Source organism: Sphingobacterium siyangense (genome assembly GCF_007830445.1).
Classification (GTDB): Bacteria; Bacteroidota; Bacteroidia; order Sphingobacteriales; family Sphingobacteriaceae; genus Sphingobacterium; species Sphingobacterium siyangense.
This window is the reverse complement of the sequence record NZ_VLKR01000001.1, coordinates 83,797-101,715: the sequence shown is the minus strand read 5'-3', so window position 1 is coordinate 101,715 and position 17,919 is coordinate 83,797. Positions and strand designations below refer to the sequence as shown.

The window sequence follows — 17,919 nt, the reverse complement described above, 5'->3', positions numbered from 1 at the left end:
TATTTCACTTCTTATGCTTAAAATATTGAATTTCTTGCTCGTGTTTTTTTGCCTCCTCAAGGGTATCAAAAGTACCCAGATTCCGACGTCTGTTCGTCTCTTTATCTGGATGCCTGGCATATATTCGATATTGCCCCGACTTTAGTTTACGTATCATGACACAGGGTATTTTGTTTAACCAAGGCTTGCTTTAAGTTTTGCAAGCAAATCATCTGCTTTTGTATGCTCTATTTTCATTTTTCGAATGGTAGGACGTTTACCCTTGTCTTTTTGTTTGATTATTTTGAGGAGCTCGTCCATATATTCGTTTTTATAGCTACTGATATCGAAGGATGTGCTGTGTTGCTCGATCAGCTGTGTAGCCATATCCATTTCTGCTTTTTGAATTTTAATTGCAGTAGGTAATTTAAGCTCGTCAAGTGATCTGATTTCCTGTTGATAACGTATTTTATTCAAAACCAATGCATTTTGATAGGGCTTTATAAGGGCTAGATGTTCTACATTTCGCATGACGAATGACCCTAAGCCCGCCATTTTAGTTTTTTCTAATGCTTTGAGCAATAACTGATAGGCTTTTTCTCCACCTTTCTGTGGCTCCAGATAGTAGGGCGTTTCAAAATATATACTGTCTACATCCATCAGTTTAACAAAAGCATGAAGATTGATAAGTTTGGTCTTTTCCGGACTTGCGTCTTCAAAATCCGCATCTTCCAGCACGACATAATGGTCTTTTATGAAATATCCTTTAACAATATTGTCGCATTTTACCTCTTTGCCGGTTTGTTCATTCACCCGCTTGAATTTAATATTGGATAGATCATTTCGATCAAGCATATCCAGATCTAAAGCAGCATTCTCCGTTGCACTATATATTTTAATTGGGATATTGACCAAACCAAAACCAATAGCCCCCGTCCAAATTGCTCGCATAAGTAATCTATTAATTGCTAATAAGATAACCTAGCTAATGCTCAAATGGTTTGAAATTTAATAAAATGCTAACCAAACTATTTCTTTTCAGAAATAGTTATACAAACATTCAATAAGCTTTTATTACAATGGATTTAAAGTCAAATGAACCTTTTTGGTTAATAAAAAACGGTCTTCTAAATAGTTATCCTTCCTTGCAAGATAATCTTAGCTGTGATGTTCTCGTCGTTGGGGGCGGCATTACAGGAGCCCTGATCGCACATCAATGCATAAACGATGGAAGGAAATGTATTCTTATTGACAAGCGTGAAATTGTGAATGGGAGTTCGGCAGCAACAACCTCTATGTTGCAATATGAAATTGATGTGCCTTTGTATAGATTAAAGGAATTAATTGGTGAAGAGGCCGCAATAGCGAGCTACAGAGCCTGTTGTGAAGCAATTGTCAAATTGGGGGAAATCGCAAAGAAGATCCGGTCCAAAGCTGGTTTCCGAACAAAAAAATCACTCTACTACGCGGCAAGGAAAAAAGATATCTCCTGGTTGAAGCAAGAGTTTGAAGCCCGACAAGCGGCAGGTTTTGACGTTAAATGGTTAACGGAACAAGATATCAAGGATCGTTATGCTATACATGGCGCTTATGCTGGAATTCTCTCGGCTTTAGGGGCAAGCATAGACGCCTTTTGCTTTACACATGAACTGCTGGCATACAACGTTAGAAAGGGATTATTGATTTTCGACAAAACAGCCTTAGACTCTGTATTATATAAGTCGGGGCATAATCTTGTAACCACTTCGACAGGAGCTAAAATCAAAGCGAAGAAAATTATTTATTGTACAGGATACGAAACGACAAACCTTATTCCGGAGAAATTTGTCGATCTATTGAGTACATTCGCAATCGTGTCAGAAGTCGATAAAGACAATTATGATCGGTATCGCGATCTGCTCATTTGGAATACTACTGAACCTTATCTGTATATGCGCACCACAGACGATCATAGGTTTCTGATTGGGGGAGAAGATGAAGAATTTAAAGACCCTATTAAGCGAGATAACCTCATTTCAGCGAAATCACTTAAATTGGAAAAGTCATTTAACAAAATTTTTACCGATAGGGTCTTTCACGCAGATTTCGCCTGGGCCGGTACCTTTGGAACAACCAAAGATGGATTGCCTTATATTGGAGAACATGAAAAGTTTAAAAACTCATATTTTGTATGTGGTTTCGGTGGAAATGGTATCACATTTTCTGTTGCCGCCATGGATATGGCAGCATGCTGGATGGATAACCTAAGCCATCCATTGGACGAATGGTTTAGGTTTGGACGTTAAACAATTGCCTTATCTGAAGTAGTCAAGACTTAATCTGACAGTTGCGATAAATTAACAACTGTAAAATAGATTAGAGTTATGACAACACAAGAAAAAATCATCAAGAACAAACTGGGTGTTTTAGAACTTGCCCAGCATTTAGGAAATGTATCAAGAGCCTGTAAAGTAATGGGCTATTCCAGAGACAGCTTTTATAGATTCAAAGAATTGTATGATCAAGGAGGCGAACTTGCACTTCAGGAACTTTCTAGAAGAAAGCCAGTGTTAAAGAACCAAGTAGAAGAACATATTGAAAAAGCTGTTGTGGATTTAGCCATAGACCAACCTGCTTTAGGCCAATTACGGGTATCTAATGAGTTAAAAAAGCAAGGGATATTGATATCACCTGGAGGAGTTCGGAGCATATGGATGCGTCATGATTTGCAAACTTTTAAGCTTCGATTAAAGGCTTTAGAAGCAAAATCGGCACAGGAAGGTATTGTTTTGACGGAAGCCCAGCTTATAGCACTGGAGAAAGCTAAAGAAGAAAAAAAGGCACACGGCGAAATAGAAACGTATCATCCTGGATATTTAGGAGCTCAGGACACTTATTATGTTGGAAATATTAAAGGAGTCGGGCATATATATCAGCAAACTTTCATAGATACCTATTCCAAAGTCGCTTTTACAAAACTGTATGATCGCAAGAATGCATTAGTTGCCGCAGATATATTAAACGACCAGGTGGTACCATTTTTCGAGCAACATGACATAAGATTGTTAAGGATATTAGCAGACCGCGGAACAGAATACTGTGGTGTAAGAGATCAGCATGAGTATCAGCTCTATTTAGCAATCGAAGATATAGATCACACGAAAACCAAAGCAAAAAGCCCCCAAACAAATGGTATTTGTGAACGTTTCCATCGTACTATTCAAGATGAGTTTTATGCAGTTGCATTCAGAAAGAAGGTATATCGTAGCATTCAGGAGCTCCAGAATGATCTAGATCGTTGGATGGCATACTATAATCAGGATCGTACCCACACTGGAAAGTACTGCTTTGGGAAGACACCTATGCAGACCTTCGACGATACAATTCATTTGGCAAAACAAAAGATGCTGGAGACACTAAAAGAAGATCAACTTGTTACTTATCCAATACAGGAGAATAAGCAACAAGTCACATCTTTAGATTTTGAAGAAACATCACTATATTCGAATAGGCAACCTGACAATTTTTAAGAACACCCAACTGTCAGATCAAGTAGTGGCTATTACACCTTATCGGTGTTTTTAAGCAGAAAACGGTATAATTTATCTTCTAATTTCGCAAGCGGTAATTTACTTTTTATACTGGGGAATCTTCCCTCCATAAATAAACGTTGTATGGCAGGATGGATATAATAAGTCTGTGAAACAGTCTTTGTATTGCCGAGCTGCTCAGCAACATGTTTAATGACCTTGTTTAACTGTCTTTTTCGGGCATTAAGTGCCTCCGCCTGTTTTGTTTGGGCGAGCTGGTAAAAAGCTTCTCGACTGGCTCCCCAAATACGAATGCTTTTACAGCTGATCTGACCCGTAGAATTCTCCCGGAGATACTGATTAAAGGCGGCACCGCAGAACGTGCTTTCGCACGTAGCACTATCAATCTGAAATATCCTTTTTCCCTTCATTTTTAAAAGTTCTTCCAGAAGCTTAGCTTGTTGCCTATTGGACCATGACTTTTGCTGAAAAACCCCCTTTTTGCCTTTATAAGCCAAAGATATCGTGTTGTTTTCGATGGTGACGTGCCTTTTTTCCAGTGTACTTAGGCCATATGACTTATTGGTCAGTGTATAGCGCTTATTGCCGATACGAATTAATGTACTGTCCATAATTTTAAAAGCAATTGCACACAATTTGTCCATATCCCAAACCTGATGTTTGAGATGTTTAGTGCTGATCTTTCTTAATTCTTGCAAATATTTACCCATAAAAAGAATATTGCTGAACTTTGCCGCTTGCCGTTGGTCAACGAATTTCGTATGGTAGATATATTGTTTACGCTCTTTTTGATCGAATCCAAAAGCTTGCAGATCACTGGTCTTACTTTTGGCAATCCATACATCCTTCCAGTTGGGTGGAATAACCAGTTTCATAATTCTTTCTAAGATCTTTTTATCAGATACTTCTGTTCCTGATGTATCAAAATATTTAAAAGACTTGCCTATTTTCTTTCTTGTATAACCGGCTTTTACTTTCATATAATAATCTCCAAAGTCAACGTATGCTTAAACCCAAAAATGTTATTTAAATTTCTTATGTGAATGCTTGAGACCATATCAGTTGCCATTTGTTAATCAGCAGTTCGATCATGGTTGATCTGTATAAGATCGTTGATCATTCTATGGTCATTTATAAGTTTGGTTTCCATTGTATCATGCTGATGAGTGAATTTTTAATCTTTTTTGTAAGAACGGAAGAGAGGCATCCCCGGTTTTCGAAAAAAATAAGATGCGTATTATTCACATAAATCAAGGGTTTTATACAGGAAAGGGGAGACGGACTATCAGGTAAATAGAAAGAAAAATATATTAAAAAGGGTTACTTTCTTAACAAAAGCAACCCTTTCTATGGATAAATTTCAATGTTCTATGAGTAAATTCTCATCTATTTTGTTTTATTTACAGAAGGAGATTTTTTACCTTTTTCTGTCTCTACTTTAGTTTGATTTTTGTCTAATGTGTCCGTAACTACCGCTTGTACAATGGTCTTACCATTTCCCTTTCCAATGGGACCGCCACAGATAATCAGCGTAATGACCATATTGTGCTGATTTTTTGTTTTAACTTCTGATTTCATATATTTATTATTTAGCGAATTGTCAGCTATCCGGTTAAGTTACTTTAGGTAGATAACCTCAAAAGCTACGTTTTGTTTTATTTTAATTTGTAAATTTTAAGTTGTTTTTGAAGTTTTTTTCGCGTCATGTGTATCCTGGTTTTGATTGTTCCTTCAGGCATGCCAAAATAGGTGGCGATCTCATGGTATTTGTATCCCTCAAGGAATAATTGAAACACCTGGTAATTTTCTTCCGACAAACTGCACATCGCTTTTTGAATATCATCAGCGATAAACTTGCTGTCACTTTTATTGGATTCTACAGTGTTAGTGCTTTCTAGACCGATGTATGTTTCATGGATGTCGTTTATACGTTTGGCTTTACGATATTGGTTAATGTAAACATTTTTCATAATAACGTAGAGCCACGACATTAATTTGGGATGACGGATAAAATCATCGATCGATTTCAATGCACGAATAAGCGTCTCTTGAATTAAATCCTCTTTTTCATCGGGATCATTGGTGAATTTTCCCGCAAAATGTTTCAAAAGACTTCTTTTTTCCTCGACTAAAATATTCAAATTGGAATTGCTCATAGTATCGTTTGTTAAATTGATTGATGTTTATTTGATACATGGAGGTGCAATTAAAGTGCTACATTTACGTTTTCAGGTTCATCTAAAACTTGTTTAAACAGGCATAGGGGAAAAATACGTACACCTGCGTATTGATTATTTTGTAGCCTAAACGCTACAAGAGTACACAATTGAAAGCGTCCCGATAAAAATAGGCGACCGATTTGGGCCCGGTTAATTGGGTATTTGTTCCATTAAAAAATGTCTTTATTACGGGTATCCTTCTGTATTTAGTGGAGTGTGGGAACTGTCTGTTTTTTTAAGCAGAAGTTTAAATGATTGTTTTTTATCAGTTTTTATTAAACTAATAAGTTCTGAATGTGGTTCTTAAGAAAAAGATTGATCACAAAAACAAAATAAAATATGAAAAAGAGAAAGAAATTCACGGTAGTTTTGGGAACGTTATTATTTTGCAGCACACTATTCTTTGCGTGCCAAAATCCAAACAAAAATCCAGCAGAAGGAAGTGGTCAGGCGGACAATATCGCGCCGAGCGCTGCCGATGAAACAAGATACAATTTAAGCGAGCAACAAAAAATGAGCATGCAGAAGGATACCAGTTTAGCAGACACGCTTAGGAAGGATAGCATCAATGCTATACAATCTAAACCTTAAAGGAGCACTTAGAAAAGGTCACTCGGACCTCTTCGTTATATTCACAAAAAAACTCCCTTAGTTGTGGGAGTTTTTTTTATCCTTTTCTTTTTGATCTGAATCAGCATCATAAATATCTTCTTCTGAATGATCTGGTTTCTCTTTATGTTGATCCTCTTCTGTATTAATCTTTTCTCTAGTTGTGCGGTCGCGTTGTTCTTCTTCACTTGGATCGGGGCCAGCCATACTTTTTGGAGAGTTAAGTTTGCGATTGACCGCATCTCGATCCGAAACCTTGGATGGACTAAATACGGACTTAAGACTGTAGCTGTCCGGTTGGTTTTCCATTGGGGCTATTTCGTGCAAGAATAGGGAGCTTTCTTGGAAATAATCTGAAATAGCATCACCAAATTGAATTGCTGTATTCATCGTCTTTTTAATAGGAACATGAGTCAAATCTGATTGGTTCTCTTTTTTACAAAATGACAAAACGATATATTTTAAGAATAAATTTAAAACTTTTCATTTGTCGATCTTGTTATTAAACTAAAGTAATTTAGATAATAGAGATACTATGAGAAAATTGACACTTCTTTTATTAATAACAGCAGGAATTGGGTATCAGGCCCATGCTCAGAAAATTGAAACTACGCCACAGATGTCCTCGGATGTCGGAATTGAACCTATTCGACAAGGAAATTGGATGGTCGGTGGATCGATCGGTAATCTTGGCTATAGTTTTGAAGGAAAATCATTTAATGTAGCACTTCAACCACGAGCTGGTTATTTCGTGTCCGATGGATTGGCTATTGGTGCACAGGCAAATCTTGGCTTGGCTACTCAAAAAGATGCTGATAATGAATGGACTTATGGTGTAGCGCCATTTGTGCGTTATTACTTTCCAAATGCGGGATCAAGTACAGGTCGGTTTTTTGGACAGGGAGATATTGGTATTTCAGGAAGTTCTAGGGGCAAAGATGTCGCACTGGCTGTAGGAGCCAATGTTGGATATGCACATTTTATCACACGAACTGTTGCTTTGGAAGCTACCTTTGGCTACAATTATAGCAAGGCTAATATTAATACAGGCAGCGGTGCGAGTGGTTTAGGCGTTGGCGTAGGTTTTCAAATCTATTTACCAGGTAAACGCTAACAAAAAATAGTAAAAGCAATCTTTAACAGTATGTTTCCAATTAATCAATTGGAAACATTTTTTTTGGACGCCACCGTATAATTACTTGCTCTTGTGTATGAAAGACCTATTCTTTTCAAAATGACAAAAATTAGAAAACATTTGAAGCAACGTAGCTGTTTTTCTAATAAAAGGAGCTGAAATGATGACAGGGACAAAAAATATTGGTTTGGTACTCAAAGATAAAATGGGTAAATGGTCTTCTTATAATATTCCGTTACTCAAAGAGTGTCACCTGAACAACAAGCTTGTGAAGAGCAATGAGCTGGAAGGTATTTTTGTCATAGGGAGTTTGGCAACGGGTTTATACATATTTTCCTTGTATAAAAACCGTTTTATAGACTTGATGGGCAAGCGAATCGGGATGGAGGAGATCTGTGAACATTTTGACAGCTATAAACAGACATTAATATAAAAGTACATACATTTCATTTTTTAAAAACAAGGAGCATTTATGAGTAATTTAACATGGAAAGGCCGTTGGAACGAGCTGAAAGGTAAAGTGAAACAGCAATATGCAGATTTAACCGATGATGATCTGTTGTATGCCGAGGGAAAGGAAGATGAATTGTTGGGTAAATTGCAACAAAAGACCGGAAAAACCAAAGAAGAGGTAGAAAACTGGCTGGATAAATTGTAATATTTTATCAAGGCCATTTAATTGGCAATTATAAGCGTACAAATGTGCGATCAATTTATTTTGATCGCACATTTTGTTTTTATGTCATTGAAAAATTGGTTTATCTAATTTTATGGCAAGACGATAAACGGCATTCATCAATCCAACGTGACTGTAGGCTTGTGGGAAATTGCCCCATTGGCTGCCATTGTCCTCGGTAACATCCTCACTGAACAGCCCCAGGTGATTGCTGTAGGTCAGCAAACGTTCGAGGATCTCTTTCGCTTCCTCCACACGGCCGACACAGGCTAGCGCTTCCACGTACCAAAATGCACAGACTAAGAAAGTGGATTTGGGTCTGCCGAAATCATCCTGATGTTTATAGCGATAGAAAAGTCCATTTTCACCTTTTAATTCCTTTTCCAGCATTTCGAGATGATGAAGGGCGCGTTCCGATTTTGGGTCAAGGTAATCCATGACAATGAGCTGCAAGGTACTGGCGTCTAAATTCCGGCTATCAATAGCATTCTGATAGACTTTTCGCTCTTCGTCATAACAGGCCTCGATGTAAGCTTCTGCTTTTTTTAAGAGGACATTCGCGCGATCCTCCATATCTTGATAACCATTTTGACGCGCAATCAATAGGGCCGCCTTACATCCGACCCATTGAAAAAGATTGGAATAACAATGGTGGTTGGCAAAATTTCTAAACTCCCAGATACCGGCATCTTTTTCCTCTATAGTAGCCTCAATCTTTTCGAGAATGAAATTTACCCAGCCTAACACATTCTTGTTTTCATGGATTTTAAAACGCTGATCAGTGAAAAGAGGTAACAAGGCAATCATTGCTTGGCCGTATACATCATTTTGGATATGTTCAAAAGCTTGATTGCCAATCCGCACTGGACCGTTATCCTGATAGCCTTTTAGGTAAGGTAAGATCTGTTCTGTCAGTTCGGTGGTACCAAGGATACCATACAAAGGTTGAAGTCTTCCAGGGTTGCGATGCGTGATGCCAGCAATATAATTAGCAAAGCTTTCCATTTCTTCAAACTGACCGATGTGTGTCAATGCTGTTAAGACATAATAACTATCACGTACCCAGCAATAACGGTAGTCCCAGTTTCTTCCCGAACCTGGATATTCGGGCAGACTAGTTGTTGATGCGGCGATAATTGCTCCTGTATCCTCATATTGATGAAGTTTCAGCACCAGAGCCGATCGGATTACTTCTGTTTGATAAATGTTGGGGATACTACACCTTTTAATCCATCGCTGCCAATAACTGAGCGTCTTATGGAGGAAATCCTCACAGGTGCTTACAATGGCCGATTCGAAAGCTGCATCATACGTCAATATAAGGTATTTATTTTCACTGATAATGGTCCAGCTTTCCTCTTGGAAGAAATGTGAAATAGGCAGATCAGTGGTAAGTCGAATCCGTTCTCCGACCTGATCGTTGCTATAAAGAATATGGTTACTGCCACGGGTAGGCTTAAGTGGCAATCGGCCGTAGTCAGCAGTCGGCTGACATCTGATGTTGACGCTAGGGGCACCATGCAGTGGTTCGATCTTTCGTATCAGCATCAACGGTTTAAAATACCGCCCGAATTGTTCAAAACGAGGTGCAAAATCTGTAATACGATAGGCGTAGGATTCCGTGTGGATTTCCGTACAGAGCACATTTGAATTTTTGATGTAATATTGCTTGGTTTCCACAACTGCTTCCTCTGAACTGATCTTGAAAGTTCCACCTTGATTTTTATCGATCATACTGCCGAATACAAAGCTATCTTCGAACGATGGCCAGCACAACCATGATATGTTTGTATCGATGCCAACATGCGCTATGTAGGAACAATTTCCAATGATTCCAGATTGGTAGATATGTCTGTTTTCTGTTGTATTTTCGTTCATTATTTTACGATAAGTTGATTTAAAAATTGAAGAACATCTTCTTGTTCATCTAAATAATATTTTGCTGCAGATTTGTTGCTTCCTACCTTAATACTTATGGTCGATTGTGGTAAATACTTGAATAGATCTTCGTCGGTAATGTCGTCGCCAATAGCCAACATGAAATCTGCTTTTATATGTCCTGCGATTTCCAATGCCGCCTTACCTTTATTAACTTCTGTATTTTTGACCTCAATGACAGCATTTCCGTCCAGTAGTTGTAATCCATAGTCGTTGAGCATTGGGTTTAAGGTCTCCTTTAGCTCAGTTGCTTTAAGTTCGCCTAAGCCCAGTTCTACTTTTCTATAATGCCAAGCTAACGAGTAGGGCTTGACCTCGATGTAAGCCCCCGGAGTTTGATCGGCCAGTTTTTCCATCAGCTTTTTTACTTCAGGCATCCAATGGAGGGCCAATCCTTTCTTATACGACCAGTTGAAATTTGGGAAATTTGACCAAATGCCATGTTCGGCAACTAAATAGTACGATCGACCGTCAAACCAAGACGATAGGCTCTCTTGTGATCGGCCGCTTATGATGACCAATGTATTGAGTGGATCAGAAATGATATTATCCAAAAGGTTATACAACAGGGTCGTCGGAGTTGCTTTTTGGGCATGATTCTGGAATTTGACCAAAGTACCGTCATAGTCCAGAAAAAAGAGTCTATTGCTACTTTTGCTATACCTTTCTGAAATACTATTCAATACCTTATCCGAGATTCGCCTTGCCCATTCGTCACGTTGTATGGCTTTGGTCTCAGCCAAACGATTGGTAAAGAGCTGCACCCAATGTTGCACATTAAACTTCTGTATAATCTGAATATTGGCATCGGTACGTTCCTGAATTTCTTCGGGCGGCATTTTAAGCGCCTGATAAATACTGTCTGCTGTTTCCGTACGGTTATAGGGATTAATAATCAAGGCATCAACAAGTTCCTTAGAGGCGCCTGCAAACTCACTTAAAATCAATACCCCCTTTGACAAAGTCTTACTGGCGATGTATTCTTTACTTACAAGATTCATCCCATCTCGCGTAGATGTAATCATACAGATATCGGATGCAACATATAATCCAACCAGCTCCTCGAATGGAAGTGATTTGTAAAAATATAGTACCGGCGTCCAGCTTAGATTGCCATAAATAGAATTGATTTCACTCACCTTCCGGTTAATCTCATCTTTCAGTTTTTTGTATTGCGATACCTTATCCCTAGAGGGTACGATAAGCATATACAATACAACTTTTGTATGCCATTCGGGGTATTTTTCAAGGAAAGTGAGAAAAGCACGTAATCGCTCTAATATACCTTTGCTATAATCGAGCCTATCGACAGCTATAATAATCTTTTGATCGGGAAAATGGCTTCGGAATTGGCTTGCAATCGACTGGATTTTAGGCTGACTGCTGACTTCGACGAATTTATCAAAATCAATACCCATCGGAAAGGATTCTATAAATATATGACGGTCTTTGTACTTGAGCTGGTTATGTCCAGACGAGACATGCAGTATTTTTTTGCAGGCATTTAGAAAGTTCTGACTATCGGCGAAAGTATGAAATCCGATAAGATCTGCTCCCAGTAAACCTTCAACCAATTCTTTACGTTGCGGAATGTTCATAAAGAGTTCCTCCGAAGGAAAAGGGATATGGTGAAAATAACCGATGTTGAGCTCTTGGTTCTCTGAACGCAGCAGTTGAGGGAGCAGCATAAGCTGATAATCATGGACCCAAATAAAACCGGATGGCTCATCGATAGAAAGCGCAGCCTCGCAGAATTTCTTATTTACCATGACATAGGTAGACCAATATTCGCGGTCAAAATGGATGTAGCTCGGCTGATAATGGCAAATAGGCCAGAGGACCTCATTGGAATAACCTTCGTAGAAATTGCGTATTTCATCTTTGGATAAGAAAACAGGAAGTAAGTTCATCGGTTTGAGAAGCTCGACAATCTTTTCTTTTTCCTCTTCATCTTTGGGAACAATTCCCGGCCAGCCAACCCAAAGTATTTCATCCGTATCAAAGGCGGAATTTAAACCAGTTGCCAGTCCGCCCGCACTCGGCTTGATGATTAATTTTTCTTTTTTTCGCTCTATTTGTATCGGCAGTCTATTTGAAATTATTATTTTCTTCTTTTTCTTCATAAGAATATTAGATCGATTTATTTGCAGTGTGGAAGAGTTATATTGAAATAACGATGGGCTTGTAATCCACTTATCTGAACAACCTCGGGAGAGAATAGTTTGAATAAATTCAAATTAGAAAGACAATAGGGAAGCTGTTGAAGAAAGAACGCGGTAATTTGCAAAAAAAAAGACCTCTATTTCTACAGGTCTTTTTTTTGCTATTTCATTAGATTACGATATACTGATCGCAACAGCTTTTTCGTTATCCAGCTTTTTCATGAATTGATCGAGAATATCACCTAATCTCCCTGAAATTTCTCCTAAAATACTTTCCCAATCTTTAACTGTGCCATCACAATTGTCTGAAACAATTTTAATACTATGAAAGGTGAGATTTTTTTGAAAACAGAAATTCGCTAGGGCATAAGATTCCATATCAAATGCCAAAGGATTAAAATGTTTGATATCCTGATAAAAAGCAGTATTTACATTGATAAAACGATCCGATGTCAAAAGTGCATCTTCGTAGCGAAATTCATCAAGAGATATGGATTCCAATACGCCTTGACCTTTAAAAAACAAGGTGTTTTCCAGGAAAAATCCATCCGTATAAGCATCCCCTTGTGCATAGTATGCCGGATAAAGGACATGGCCTATCGGATGCCTTGTACAACCTACCGTGCCAACATTGAGAAGAACAGGACTAATCCCTAATGCTTTGATGTCTTCGTAAAGCGTAGCTACGGACAGGAGTGCATTTACTTTACCTACACCAATTTCGTATACAAAAGTCGATTCACTTGTCGAATTAAAAGATAGCTCATTTTTATTTGCTACCAAGATAATCGTTTCAATATCTTTATTCAGGATCATTTAATTTTCTTCGATATATGGATACTCAAATTCCAATTCTTCGGCAGTAATTAGATTTAAGAAGTTAACACAAGCCTGTTTTGATGTGGGAAAATCCATGAATGTGTAATTTCCGCAGCTAATCGGGTTTTGGAAAGGTACTTCGTATCCTTCTGTAAGAACAGTCTCTAATACTTCTTTCATCAATTCCGCCACGTTCTGAGGAGTTTTCGCCGTTCCAGCCAATACAACATAAAATCCCGTGCAACAACCCATTGGCCCAACATAAATAACTTCATCACCTAAGATGGTTCTAATTTCTGTTGCAAAACAATGTTCTAAGGTATGCATGACCTCAGGTGATAGCATACGCTCCGGAGAATTCGGTCTGATCATGCGAATGTCGTAAGTTGTATAACTCTCAACATTGCTGTTATTGGTTGTAGAAGCTTTAGCGTAGATCCCTTGTTTTAACTTGGTATGATCTACCGTAAAACTATTTACTTTTGCTTTTTCTTTTGTGTACATCTTGTTCTGTTCAAAGCTATAACGCTTGTGACGTTATAGGGGTTAAAAGTTGAATATCAAAAATTTCTACAAAGATACTAGATTATTGTAGAAAAGGACGACAAAACTACTATTTTAACACTTCATAATGTTCGACTGTTGGAAATGGATCGTAGTAATGGTGTAAAAGTTTCTCCCATTCCTTAAATAATGCCGACTCCCTGAAACCAATGGTATGGTCTTCTAAAGTTTCCCATTCAACCAACAAAATGTACTGGTTATCTTTTTCAATACATTTACGTAAGGAATGCGTGATATAACCTTTACTCGCACTAATATACTGGCAAGCTGTTTTATAATCTCTTTCAAAATCGGACTGTTTTCCTTCAATAATTTGTAATACAGCTACTTCTAAAATCATAATTCGTTTTTTAAATAAAGTTTAGTAAATATATCAAACTTAGAGAATTTGTTTTTTATATGCAATACAATAACAAGCTTATCCGAACAATTTATTTGGCATTCTTTTGATGCAGTCTTAGCTATTATTGTTTATGCTGGCAGTATCAGGTCCAGCTTTGTTGGTTTGCGAAGCGATGATCTGAATAACTAATGGAATACCGGGATTACGATTTTGGGCATTCCAAACTAAGGAGAGCGTTGTTCGTTGTGGTAAAGTGTTCAATTCAAGGAAAGTGACATCAACATGGTATCCGTTCTTTAAAGATGAAGGAACTATTGCAACCCCCAGTCCCTGAGCAACCATATTGAAAATAGTTAAAGCATTCACTGTGCGTAAAGTAACTTTGGGGATAAACTTATGATCACTAAAAATACTCATCACAAGATCATAATAAGAGTGGCTATAGTTTTTGGAAAATAAGATAAATGATTCATTTTTGAATGCATCAAGACTTGGTTGCGGCGACTTCAATAGGGGATGATTGTTGGGTAAAACGAGGCTAAAATGTTCTGTATGTATAGGCAGGCTACATAACCCGGGGGGCGTTTCGGAAAGACGAACAAACCCTAAGTCCAGTTCTTTTTTCTCCAGCAGATCCAGCTGGGTTTCATTCGCTAGTTCGTGAAGTGATAACTCGATATCAGGCTGCTGCTGTTTTAAGGTGACAAGCAATTGCGGTAAGATTGTTTGAACAGCCGACCCGATAAACCCCAGCTTTAAGGTGCTTATTTTACCGTTGGCAAAACTTTGAAGTTGAGTTTCAATCTGATCCAAGTGCCTAAATAGTTCTTTCACCTCCTGAAAGAGATACATCCCCGCTTCAGTCATTTGAACATTTCGTTTATTACGCTCAAAGAGTGTTACGCCATAGGATTCCTCCAGCTGCTTAATTTGCCTGCTCAAGCCTGGCTGCGCAATAAACAATTTTTCGGCAGCCCTTCTAAAATGCAGTTCTTCTGCCAATACTTTAAAATACAGTAAATGTCTTAGCTCTATTTGATAATTCATGGTTATCAATTGATGATAAAAATGGTATTTCTAATTATCAAATATAGCAAGTACATTTGAGTAAAGCAGTTATGATAATGGAAAAATTTTTATATGGCAGTGGGCAGCTAACATGCTCCACCGCTTTAGCGATAGCAAAAGGAACGGTTACCGGGGAAATTTCCCCCGAAGTCAAGGATAAGATCGAGCAAAGCGCCAGTTATGTCAGGAAAATAGTTGAGCGCGGTGAGGTTGTCTATGGGATCAATACTGGTTTTGGTCCATTGTGTACCACACTTATTGATGCAAGTCAAACGCAGCTGTTACAAGAAAATATTCTCAAAAGCCATGCTGTGGGTATGGGAGAACCTATAGCCAACGATTTGGCCAAATTGATGCTTATTCTTAAAGTTCACGCGCTTTCTAAAGGATTTTCAGGAGTTCAGTATACGACGATTGAGCGGATTATTTGGCATATTGAAAATCATGTCATTCCTGTGGTTCCCAAACAGGGTTCTGTCGGCGCATCGGGTGATTTGGCCCCATTGTCACATTTATTTTTACCATTGATTGGTTTAGGAAAAGTTAATGTAGAAGGGGAGATTGTGGAGACAGCTGCCGTTTTGGAAAAACACGGTATGGCACCGGTTCAGCTGGGCGCAAAAGAAGGTCTGGCTTTAATCAATGGAACTCAATTTATGGCGGCACATGGTGTGATGGCTGTTGCCGAGTTAAATCGTGTACTTCAGAACGCTGACATTATTGCTACCTTAATGATTGAAGGCTTAAATGGTTCAATAAAACCATTTTTTACAGAATTACATCAATTACGCCCGCACCCAGGAAACCGCTATGTCGCTGCAAGCATTTTTAACATGCTTCATGGCTCGGCCATTTTGGAAAGCCACAAAGACTGTTCTCGTGTACAAGATCCCTACTCGCTGCGTTGTATCCCTCAGGTCCATGGAGCATCACGCAACGCTTGGTTTCATTTGAAGGATACCATAGAAATCGAAATAAATGCAGTGACCGATAATCCTGTGATCATTAATGATGAACTAACCATTAGTGGCGGTAGCTTTCACGGACAGTCAATTGCTTTGCCTTTGGATTATGCCACACTGGCCGCATCGGAAATTGGCAATATTTCGGACCGAAGGGTCTATTTGTCTTTAGAAGGTCAAACCAACGGCGTCCCAAAATTGTTAATGAAGTCAACCGGTCTCAATTCAGGATTTATGATCTTACAATATAGCACGGCCGCGATTGCAAGTGAGAATAAAGGACTTTGTTTTCCTGCAAGTGCAGATAGTATTCCTACCTCTTTAGGCCAGGAAGATCATGTCAGTATGGGATCTATTGCCGGCCGAAAATTACTGCAGGTCATTGACAATGTCGATAAAATACTAAGTATTGAACTGTTATGTGCGGCACAGGCCAAAGATTACCATAAGCCATTAAAATCGACTGCAGCATTGGAAGCTATCCATGCAAGAATTCGCCAGTCTATTCCGCATATTGAATCCGATCAACCTATGGAAGAGCTGCTGACTGAGGCACAAAGGCTCGTAAAATCAGGCGAACTGATCACATTGCATCGTCAATATGCTACAGGTGAGATTGAAGCGGATTTGAAACAAAGGTTTGAAATGTTTTAAACGAAGAATGATGGAAAAAGAGCTGAAATTAGTTGGACCTTTTAGGCAGGTATTAACGATGTCAAATATGCCCGTTAATGGGGCGCTCCACGATAAACAATTGGCTATTATTAAAGAAGGAGGTATTTTAATAGCAGGTAACAATATATTGGAAGTGGGGGATTTTGAGCAACTACAACTGCAATGGGGAAAGGCGGCGGCACTTGTACTTGTAGAAGGAGATCAGGTTGCTCTGCCAGGCTTTATTGATTGCCATACACATATTGCTTTTGCCGGTAATCGAGCGAATGATTTCGCCCTTCGAAATGCAGGCTCAAGCTACCTGGAGATTGCAGCGGCAGGAGGTGGGATCTGGAGCACCGTTTCCCATACGCGGGATTGTAACGTAGAAGAATTGATTGATCTCACTATCCAGCGCGCAAATTTTCTATTAAGGCAAGGAATCACAACAATTGAAGTTAAAAGTGGTTACGGCCTCAATGTTAAAGAAGAACTTAAGATATTACGGGGCATTCAGAAATCGGATCGTCGTACAGCATCAGACCTTATTCCAACTTGTTTGGCTGCACATATGCTCCCACGGGACTTCGACGGATCCGCAAAAGATTATCTTCATCTGATCACAACAGATCTTTTTCCCCTATTGAAATCAGAAGGGCTGTCGAATCGGATTGACGCATTTATCGAAAAAACAGCTTTTCAGGGGGAAGACATTGTGGCCTATTTACGAAAAGCAAAAGAAATGGGTTTTGATCTGACTATTCATGCCGATCAGTTTACCACTTCGGGAAGTCAGATTGCTGTAGAACTCGGTGCTCAATCTGCGGATCATCTTGAAGCATCAACTGCGGCTGAAATAGAACTTATCGCACACTCAACTACTGTTGCTGTAGCGCTGCCTGCAGCCTCTATTGGCCTTGGATGTGGTTTTACACCTGCTAGAAAGTTGCTGGATGCAGGTGCATGTTTGGCAATAGGAAGTGACTGGAATCCAGGGTCCGCGCCCATGGGACAGTTACTGACGAGTGCGAGTATTTTGGCAACAGCAGAAAAGTTGACGAATGCGGAGTTGCTTTCGGCACTAACCTACCGTGCTGCAAAAGCCTTAAACCTGTCGGATCGCGGCGTGTTGACCAAGGGCATGAAAGCAGATTTTAGTTTATTTAAAACAGATAATTATCAGGATATTACCTACTACCAAGGAAGCTTGCAGCCTACAGCAGTATGGAAAAATGGTCAGGAAGTATTCTCAATATAACAA

At 38.9% G+C, this 17,919-nt stretch carries 20 protein-coding genes; 8 read left to right on the top strand and 12 right to left on the bottom strand.

Annotation, left to right across the window (positions count from 1 at the left end; genetic code table 11):
- Nucleotides 1–4: 4 nt before the first annotated feature.
- Together IQ31_RS27495 and ku are read right to left on the bottom strand one after the other, a co-directional pair.
- The gene (locus IQ31_RS27495; protein WP_167512254.1) at nucleotides 5–157 is read right to left on the bottom strand and encodes an AP2/ERF family transcription factor; all 153 of its coding nucleotides are present in this window, start codon (nucleotides 155–157) and stop codon (nucleotides 5–7) included.
- A gap of 17 nt (nucleotides 158–174) precedes the next feature.
- Nucleotides 175–930, bottom strand: a complete 756-nt coding sequence (ku, locus tag IQ31_RS00440; RefSeq protein ID WP_145326782.1) for a non-homologous end joining protein Ku — start codon at nucleotides 928–930, stop codon at nucleotides 175–177.
- A 128-nt stretch (nucleotides 931–1,058) separates the two neighbouring features.
- On the opposite strand from ku, the gene IQ31_RS00435 reads away from it, so the two are divergent.
- Complete coding sequence (locus IQ31_RS00435) at nucleotides 1,059–2,264, top strand: NAD(P)/FAD-dependent oxidoreductase (RefSeq protein WP_145326781.1); 1,206 nt, start codon at nucleotides 1,059–1,061, stop codon at nucleotides 2,262–2,264.
- A 78-nt stretch (nucleotides 2,265–2,342) separates the two neighbouring features.
- Nucleotides 2,343–3,488: an IS481 family transposase gene (locus IQ31_RS00430; RefSeq protein ID WP_145326780.1), complete on the top strand. Its 1,146-nt coding sequence runs from the start codon at nucleotides 2,343–2,345 to the stop codon at nucleotides 3,486–3,488.
- Between the two features lie 32 nt (nucleotides 3,489–3,520).
- Here IQ31_RS00430 and IQ31_RS00425 read toward each other — a convergent pair whose 3' ends face one another.
- The 3 genes from IQ31_RS00425 to IQ31_RS00415 form a co-directional block, all read right to left on the bottom strand.
- Nucleotides 3,521–4,489, bottom strand: a complete 969-nt coding sequence (locus IQ31_RS00425; RefSeq protein WP_145326779.1) for a DNA topoisomerase IB — start codon at nucleotides 4,487–4,489, stop codon at nucleotides 3,521–3,523.
- 406 nt (nucleotides 4,490–4,895) lie between these two features.
- Nucleotides 4,896–5,087, bottom strand: a complete 192-nt coding sequence (locus IQ31_RS00420; RefSeq protein ID WP_088161638.1) for a hypothetical protein — start codon at nucleotides 5,085–5,087, stop codon at nucleotides 4,896–4,898.
- Nucleotides 5,088–5,164: 77 nt separating this feature from the next.
- Nucleotides 5,165–5,665 carry an RNA polymerase sigma factor gene (locus tag IQ31_RS00415; RefSeq protein WP_088161637.1) on the bottom strand — a complete coding sequence of 167 codons (501 nt, stop codon included), beginning with the start codon at nucleotides 5,663–5,665 and terminating at the stop codon, nucleotides 5,165–5,167.
- Nucleotides 5,666–6,067: 402 nt separating this feature from the next.
- Between IQ31_RS00415 and IQ31_RS00410 the strand changes: the two genes are divergently transcribed.
- Nucleotides 6,068–6,319 (top strand): hypothetical protein, encoded by a 252-nt coding sequence (locus tag IQ31_RS00410; RefSeq protein ID WP_088161636.1) that lies wholly within the window; start codon nucleotides 6,068–6,070, stop codon nucleotides 6,317–6,319.
- A gap of 57 nt (nucleotides 6,320–6,376) precedes the next feature.
- On the opposite strand, the gene IQ31_RS00405 is transcribed toward IQ31_RS00410, so the two are convergent.
- The gene (locus IQ31_RS00405) at nucleotides 6,377–6,727 is read right to left on the bottom strand and encodes a hypothetical protein (protein ID WP_088161635.1); all 351 of its coding nucleotides are present in this window, start codon (nucleotides 6,725–6,727) and stop codon (nucleotides 6,377–6,379) included.
- 145 nt (nucleotides 6,728–6,872) lie between these two features.
- On the opposite strand from IQ31_RS00405, the gene IQ31_RS00400 reads away from it, so the two are divergent.
- The 3 genes from IQ31_RS00400 to IQ31_RS00390 all read left to right on the top strand — a co-directional run bounded on the left by IQ31_RS00400 (nucleotide 6,873) and on the right by IQ31_RS00390 (nucleotide 8,130).
- Complete coding sequence (locus tag IQ31_RS00400; RefSeq protein ID WP_075992701.1) at nucleotides 6,873–7,451, top strand: hypothetical protein; 579 nt, start codon at nucleotides 6,873–6,875, stop codon at nucleotides 7,449–7,451.
- Nucleotides 7,452–7,632: 181 nt separating this feature from the next.
- Nucleotides 7,633–7,905 (top strand): hypothetical protein, encoded by a 273-nt coding sequence (locus IQ31_RS00395; protein WP_088161634.1) that lies wholly within the window; start codon nucleotides 7,633–7,635, stop codon nucleotides 7,903–7,905.
- A gap of 39 nt (nucleotides 7,906–7,944) precedes the next feature.
- Entirely contained in the window at nucleotides 7,945–8,130 is a 186-nt protein-coding gene (locus IQ31_RS00390; RefSeq protein ID WP_075992699.1) for a CsbD family protein, read from the top strand.
- Between the two features lie 84 nt (nucleotides 8,131–8,214).
- On the opposite strand, the gene IQ31_RS00385 is transcribed toward IQ31_RS00390, so the two are convergent.
- The 6 genes from IQ31_RS00385 to IQ31_RS00360 all read right to left on the bottom strand — a co-directional run bounded on the left by IQ31_RS00385 (nucleotide 8,215) and on the right by IQ31_RS00360 (nucleotide 15,021).
- Nucleotides 8,215–10,026, bottom strand: a complete 1,812-nt coding sequence (locus IQ31_RS00385) for a glycoside hydrolase family 15 protein (RefSeq protein ID WP_088161633.1) — start codon at nucleotides 10,024–10,026, stop codon at nucleotides 8,215–8,217.
- Complete coding sequence (locus IQ31_RS00380) at nucleotides 10,026–12,209, bottom strand: bifunctional alpha,alpha-trehalose-phosphate synthase (UDP-forming)/trehalose-phosphatase (protein ID WP_145326778.1); 2,184 nt, start codon at nucleotides 12,207–12,209, stop codon at nucleotides 10,026–10,028. The genes IQ31_RS00385 and IQ31_RS00380 overlap by 1 nt, the downstream gene beginning before the upstream one ends.
- Before the next feature lie 213 nt (nucleotides 12,210–12,422).
- Nucleotides 12,423–13,064, bottom strand: a complete 642-nt coding sequence (locus IQ31_RS00375; RefSeq protein WP_145326777.1) for a 5'-methylthioadenosine/S-adenosylhomocysteine nucleosidase family protein — start codon at nucleotides 13,062–13,064, stop codon at nucleotides 12,423–12,425.
- Nucleotides 13,065–13,571 carry an S-ribosylhomocysteine lyase gene (locus tag IQ31_RS00370; RefSeq protein ID WP_075992695.1) on the bottom strand — a complete coding sequence of 169 codons (507 nt, stop codon included), beginning with the start codon at nucleotides 13,569–13,571 and terminating at the stop codon, nucleotides 13,065–13,067.
- Between the two features lie 109 nt (nucleotides 13,572–13,680).
- Complete coding sequence (locus tag IQ31_RS00365; RefSeq protein ID WP_075992694.1) at nucleotides 13,681–13,971, bottom strand: antibiotic biosynthesis monooxygenase family protein; 291 nt, start codon at nucleotides 13,969–13,971, stop codon at nucleotides 13,681–13,683.
- 117 nt (nucleotides 13,972–14,088) lie between these two features.
- Nucleotides 14,089–15,021 carry a LysR family transcriptional regulator gene (locus tag IQ31_RS00360; RefSeq protein WP_145326776.1) on the bottom strand — a complete coding sequence of 311 codons (933 nt, stop codon included), beginning with the start codon at nucleotides 15,019–15,021 and terminating at the stop codon, nucleotides 14,089–14,091.
- A gap of 77 nt (nucleotides 15,022–15,098) precedes the next feature.
- Here IQ31_RS00360 and hutH point away from each other — a divergent pair, with 77 nt between their 5' ends.
- Together hutH and hutI are read left to right on the top strand one after the other, a co-directional pair.
- Entirely contained in the window at nucleotides 15,099–16,658 is a 1,560-nt protein-coding gene (hutH, locus tag IQ31_RS00355; protein ID WP_244294276.1) for a histidine ammonia-lyase, read from the top strand.
- Between the two features lie 7 nt (nucleotides 16,659–16,665).
- A complete protein-coding gene (gene hutI / locus IQ31_RS00350) occupies nucleotides 16,666–17,916 on the top strand; it encodes an imidazolonepropionase (RefSeq protein WP_208734057.1) in 1,251 nt (416 codons plus the stop codon).
- Nucleotides 17,917–17,919: the final 3 nt, after the last annotated feature.

Bases quoted from the DNA above. Each gene is read 5' to 3' on its own strand.
- IQ31_RS00390 (WP_075992699.1), top strand. From the start codon at position 7,945: ATGAGTAATTTAACATGGAAAGGCCGTTGGAACGAGCTGAAAGGTAAA.
- IQ31_RS00430 (WP_145326780.1), top strand. From the start codon at position 2,343: ATGACAACACAAGAAAAAATCATCAAGAACAAACTGGGTGTTTTAGAA.
- IQ31_RS00425 (WP_145326779.1), bottom strand. From the start codon at position 4,489: ATGAAAGTAAAAGCCGGTTATACAAGAAAGAAAATAGGCAAGTCTTTT.
- IQ31_RS00420 (WP_088161638.1), bottom strand. From the start codon at position 5,087: ATGAAATCAGAAGTTAAAACAAAAAATCAGCACAATATGGTCATTACG.
- IQ31_RS00395 (WP_088161634.1), top strand. From the start codon at position 7,633: ATGATGACAGGGACAAAAAATATTGGTTTGGTACTCAAAGATAAAATG.
- IQ31_RS00370 (WP_075992695.1), bottom strand. From the start codon at position 13,571: ATGTACACAAAAGAAAAAGCAAAAGTAAATAGTTTTACGGTAGATCAT.
- IQ31_RS00385 (WP_088161633.1), bottom strand. From the start codon at position 10,026: ATGAACGAAAATACAACAGAAAACAGACATATCTACCAATCTGGAATC.
- IQ31_RS00435 (WP_145326781.1), top strand. From the start codon at position 1,059: ATGGATTTAAAGTCAAATGAACCTTTTTGGTTAATAAAAAACGGTCTT.
- IQ31_RS00400 (WP_075992701.1), top strand. From the start codon at position 6,873: ATGAGAAAATTGACACTTCTTTTATTAATAACAGCAGGAATTGGGTAT.
- ku (WP_145326782.1), bottom strand. From the start codon at position 930: ATGCGAGCAATTTGGACGGGGGCTATTGGTTTTGGTTTGGTCAATATC.
- hutI (WP_208734057.1), top strand. From the start codon at position 16,666: ATGATGGAAAAAGAGCTGAAATTAGTTGGACCTTTTAGGCAGGTATTA.
- IQ31_RS00380 (WP_145326778.1), bottom strand. From the start codon at position 12,209: ATGAAGAAAAAGAAGAAAATAATAATTTCAAATAGACTGCCGATACAA.
- IQ31_RS00365 (WP_075992694.1), bottom strand. From the start codon at position 13,971: ATGATTTTAGAAGTAGCTGTATTACAAATTATTGAAGGAAAACAGTCC.
- IQ31_RS00360 (WP_145326776.1), bottom strand. From the start codon at position 15,021: ATGAATTATCAAATAGAGCTAAGACATTTACTGTATTTTAAAGTATTG.
- IQ31_RS00410 (WP_088161636.1), top strand. From the start codon at position 6,068: ATGAAAAAGAGAAAGAAATTCACGGTAGTTTTGGGAACGTTATTATTT.
- hutH (WP_244294276.1), top strand. From the start codon at position 15,099: ATGGAAAAATTTTTATATGGCAGTGGGCAGCTAACATGCTCCACCGCT.
- IQ31_RS00375 (WP_145326777.1), bottom strand. From the start codon at position 13,064: ATGATCCTGAATAAAGATATTGAAACGATTATCTTGGTAGCAAATAAA.
- IQ31_RS27495 (WP_167512254.1), bottom strand. From the start codon at position 157: ATGATACGTAAACTAAAGTCGGGGCAATATCGAATATATGCCAGGCAT.
- IQ31_RS00405 (WP_088161635.1), bottom strand. From the start codon at position 6,727: ATGAATACAGCAATTCAATTTGGTGATGCTATTTCAGATTATTTCCAA.
- IQ31_RS00415 (WP_088161637.1), bottom strand. From the start codon at position 5,665: ATGAGCAATTCCAATTTGAATATTTTAGTCGAGGAAAAAAGAAGTCTT.